This is a genomic window from Pseudomonas sp. CF161 (genome assembly GCF_000416215.1).
In the GTDB taxonomy this organism is placed as follows: domain Bacteria; phylum Pseudomonadota; class Gammaproteobacteria; order Pseudomonadales; family Pseudomonadaceae; genus Aquipseudomonas.
In genome coordinates, this window is record NZ_ATLP01000016.1 from 1 (window position 1) to 4,932 (window position 4,932).

Annotated in this window: 1 pseudogene; it reads left to right on the forward strand. The window is 68.5% G+C overall.

Going from position 1 to position 4,932, the window contains the following annotated elements:
* A pseudogene (locus CF161_RS33025) lies at nt 1-4,932 on the forward strand (hemagglutinin); the annotation flags it as partial.

The following is a 4,932-nucleotide window of genomic DNA, read 5'->3' on the forward strand; positions in this document are numbered from 1 at the left end:
ACCGGCATCGCCAAGGCCAGCGATCTGTTCGTGGTGGTGCGCGAGGGCGCCCGGCTGGAGGCTTCCGGCGCCCAGGCGGCCCTGGATATTCCGGGGCAGGGCCGGGTGCAGGTGGCCAGCAATGGCGGCAGCATCAGCTTTGCGTCCAACAACGGCCTGTACCTGGACGGCAGCTTTGCGGCCCGGGCTGGGGGCGCCGGCGCGGCGGGCGGCAGCCTGTCCCTGGCCCTGGAAAGCCCGTACTACATCAAGAATGCAGTCACCGACCGGGTGCTCAAGCCCCGGGAGCTGGTGCTCGGCCAAGTGCAGCAACCGAGCACGCTGCCGGCGACCGCCGAAGACGCGGCCGCCAGCCTGGAGTACGGCCATGGCCGCCTCGGGGTGGACCAGGTCAGCGCCGGCGGGTTCGACAATCTGGCGCTGCTGAGCAACGGTCTGCTCAGTTTCGATGGCGATGTCTCGCTGCACATGGGCCAGAGCCTGCGGCTGTACAGCAGCGCCCTGAACCTCAGTGAAAACGCCGCGGCCCACTCGCGGGTCGAACTGTCGGCGCCCTACCTGTTGCTGGCCGGGATCCTCGCGCCACTGGAAGCCAAGGACCAGTATGAGCATCCGGTGCTCGGCGGAACGCCGTCACAACGGCCGACCCAGGCGCAGTTCAACGCCAGTGGCAACCTGATCGACGTGCGCGGCAGTGTGGTGTTCGGCAGCTTGGGCAGCCTGCGCCAGGCCAATGGCAGCCAGCAGCTCGTCGAGCGCCGTGGCTTCGATGAGGTGCAACTGACCAGCCAGGGCGACCTGCGCTTTCTCGCCGGTGCCGGCGCCGATGTGATCGCCAAGGGCATCAGCACCCAGTTGCTGACCCAGGGCGACATGACCCTGCGGGCGGCGCAACTGTACCCGGCCACCGAAGTCGGGGCCCGGGTGCTGGCCGGTTACCTGGGGGCCGGCAATGGCCTGCTGCTGAACTTCGACCCCGCGCGAACCCTGACCATCGGCCGCAACGGCAATGCCGAGCTGGCCGTGCCTTATTCGGCCTTCGGCCGCCTGCAATTGGGAGCAGCGAACATCAAGCAGGGCGGGGTGCTGCGCGCGCCCCTGGGCCTGATTGAAATCGGCAACCTGGGGGCGACCCGGGTCGAGTTGCTGCCCGGCAGCGTGACCTCGGTCAGCGGCAAGGGCCTGGTGCTGCCCTATGGCGGCACGGTCGACGGCCAGCTCTACAGGTACAACGGCAAGAATGTGACCTTCCTGGGCCAGGGAGCGCTGGTGAATGAAAACAGCGACCTGAGCGTGGGGGTGATCCTCGGGGGCCAGTCGGTGAAGGTGCTGCCCGAGGCCACGGTGGATCTGTCCGGTGGCGGTGAGTTGCTGGGGGCCGGGTTTATCTCCGGGCGGGGCGGTTCCACCGATGCCCGCTACAGCCCATTGGTGCAGATCGGCGCCAATGGCGGGTTTGTCCTGCCGGGCCTGGGCACCAACCCGATTTACGCGATCGTGCCCGGGGTGCAGCCGGGTTATGCGCCGGTGGCCGCGGAAGGCGGGGCGGTGGACCCGATGATCGGCCAGCAGATCAGCATCGGCGCCGGAGTACCGGGCCTGGCGGCAGGCACCTACACCTTGATGCCGTCGACCTACGCCCTGATGCCGGGGGCGTTCCGGGTCGAGATCAACGGCCTGGCCGGGCTCGGCAGCGAGGGCACGGCGCAGCAGCTGCGCAATGGCTCCTGGTCCACCGCCGGGCGCCTGTCCGTGGCCCATACCGGGATTGGCAACAGTGTGGCCAGCCAGGTGATCCTGACCCCGGCCGAGACTGTGCGGCGTTACTCCCAGTACAACGAAACCGGGTATGCGCAGTTCGCCCTGGCCGACGCGGCCAAGCTCGGGGTGCCGCGGCCGCTGTTGCCGGTGGATGCCAAGACCTTGAAGCTGGCCCTGTACGCGGGCGCCGGGGCCGAGGCGTTTTCCTTCGAGGGCATTGGTCGCTTCGAGGCGGCTGCCGGTGGCTACGGAGGCACGGTGGCGGTGCTGAACGCGGGGTTGGGCGGTATTGAAGTGGTGAAAGCCGGCAACGCCGCCAGTGGCGGATTCGGCGGCGTGACCCTGGATGACCAGAGCCTGAACGCATTGGGCGCGGCGCGCCTGATGCTCGGCGGCCTGACCCTGGTCAAGTACGGCCAGGGCGGCAACTACATCACCCTGGCTGGAGGCAGCAACGCCATGTCGGGCTCGATCACTTTGCGCCAGGGCGCGAGCCTGGCCGCGCCCGAGGTGTTCCTGGTGACGGGCAACGGCCAGATCGTCCTCGAACAGGGCGCGTCGATCAACAGCATCGGCCGCGGCCGGGCCAGCTACGACGCCCGGGATGGGTTTATCTACCAGATGAGCAACCTGCTGGCGGTGTCCAACGGCCTGCTCAACGTGATCGGCCAGACCCAGGCCGGCGGCCAGGTCAGCGGCGGCATCCAGGTCGGCGCCTGCGCCAACGCGCCGTGCAGCGGGCAGACCGCGCTGTATTCCGAGGGCAGTATCGTCGCCCTGACCGACAACACCTTCGAGCTCGGAGACCAGGTGCGCTACGGCACCCGCCACCTCAACCTGGGCCTGAGCAGCGTCAACGTCGGCAGCCCCGAGGCCCTGGCGGCGGCTGCAGCCAGTGGCCGCCTGCCGACCGGCATGACCCTCAACCAGCAACTGCTGGACCGCTTGCTGCGCGGCGACACCCAGTTCGGCGCGCCGGCCCTGGAGACCCTGCAACTCTCGGCCCGGGACAGCTTCAACTTCTACGGCAGCACGGCCCTGGACACCTATGACCCGCTGACCGGCAAGTCGTTGTTGAGCAATCTGTTGCTGTCGAGCCCGGCGATCTACGGTTCCGGCAGCGCCAGCGACGTGGCGAGCATTCACACCGCCAACCTGATCTGGCAGGGCACGGATACGCCTGCCGGCGCGGTGGTGGCCGGTGGCGCCGGCACCGGCAGCGGGCGCCTGGATATCCAGGCCGAGCGCATCGAGTTCGGTTATGGCGCCTTCGCCCAGCCCAGCACGATCAAGAGCTTCGATCGCCTGGCCCTGGGTTTTGGCAGCGTCAACCTGAGTGCCAGTGAACGCATCACCGCCAACCACAAGGGCAGCCTGGCGGTCTATCAAAGCCAGGGCGCCTATGAAACCGGCAAGGGCTTCCAGTACAGCGGCGGCAACCTGAATATCCTCACGCCGTTGCTGACCGGCGCCGCCGGTTCGGTGAATCGCATCACCGCCGGAGGCGCGATTGATGTGGCGGCAACGGGCGTTACCCCGGGCACGGCTGACGGCCAGGGCGCCGAGCTGGCGTTGCAGGGCGACAGCATCCGCCTGGCCAGCGCCGTGGTGCTGCCCAGCGGCAAGGTGACCCTGGGCGCGCGGGGCGATGTGCTCCTGACCGACGCCGCGCTGATCGATGTGGCCGGGCGCGCCATCGCCTTCAACGACCTGAGCAAATACGGCTGGGGCGGCGACGTATTGCTGCGGAGCCGCGCCGGCAACGTGCTGCAGGCGGCGGGTTCGACCATTGACCTGTCGGCCAGGAACAACCAGGCCGGCAAGCTGCAAGCCATCGCCCTGGACCCGGGCGCGGGTGGTGTCGACCTGCAAGGGCGGATCCTCGCCAGCAGCAGCGGCTATTACGATGCCGGTGGCAGCCTGATGCCATACGCGGCGGGCGGCGTCGAGATCCAGGCCCAGCACCTGGGGGCCGGGGCCAGCCTCGACCAGCAGTTCGCCGCGCTCAACCAGCGGCTGAACGCAGGCCAGGTGTTTGGCGCCCGCAGTTTCCAACTCAAGCAGGGCGACCTGACCCTCGGCAATGGCCTCAAGGCCAGTAGCATCAGCGTCTCCGTGGACAACGGCAGCCTGCGGGTCAACGGCCTGGTGGACGCCAGCGGCGAACGGGTCGGCAGTATCAACCTGGCGGCCAGGAACGGCCTGACCCTGGACGCCAGCGCGGTGCTCGACGCCCATGGCAGCCGGCTGCGGGTCGACAGCTACGGCAAGATCATCGACTCGCCCAACCGCGCCACGGTAGTGCTCAGCTCCGGCCAGGGCCAATTGACCCTGGCCGACGGCGTGCGCATCGACCTGCGCCATGGCACCGAGGTTGCGCTCGGCACGGGCCCCGGCGCCAACGACGGTCGCAGCCGCGGCACCCTGGAGCTGAATGCGCCACGGCTGATCAAGCCCGACCAGAGCAGCGACGACATCGCCATCGACGCCCATGGCCAGCTGGATATCCAGGGTGCACGCTCGATTGCGCTCAACGGCATGATCAGCTACGACGACGCCCGGGAAGGCACCGATACCAGCGCCAGTGGCCGTCCGTACCAGGTGATCGACGAGGATTACCTGAAACAGAAACACGCGCTGAGCGTGCTGTTTATCGATGCGGCGAAGAACAACAGCGACCTGATGCAGCACAAGCTCGCCGGCCTGAACAATGCCACCTACGCCGATGCCTTCCATTTGCGTCCGGGGGTGGAGATCGTCAGCAAGACCGCCGACGGCGACCTGGTGGTGCAGGGCGATATCGACCTGTCGCAGTTTCGCTACGCCAGCGTCAACCCGCACACCGAGCAGACCCTGGTGTACGGCTCCGGCGAGGTGGGCAGCCTGACCTTGCGCGCCGGTGGTGACCTGAATATCTACGGCAGCATCAACGACGGCTTTGCGCCGCCACCGCCCACCGACGATGACACGGGCTGGATGCTGCGGGCCGGTGTCGACTTTACCGGCGGCGACATTGTGGTGCCGGGCACGGGCGTGACCCTGGCCGACGGCACGCTGTTCCCCGGCGGCAGCACCCTGAATTACGACCTGCCGATCCGTGGCCTGATGCTGGCGGCCGGCAGCCGCCTGCCGGTGGCCGCGACCCTGGCCCAGGAGCTGGTCCTGCCGGCG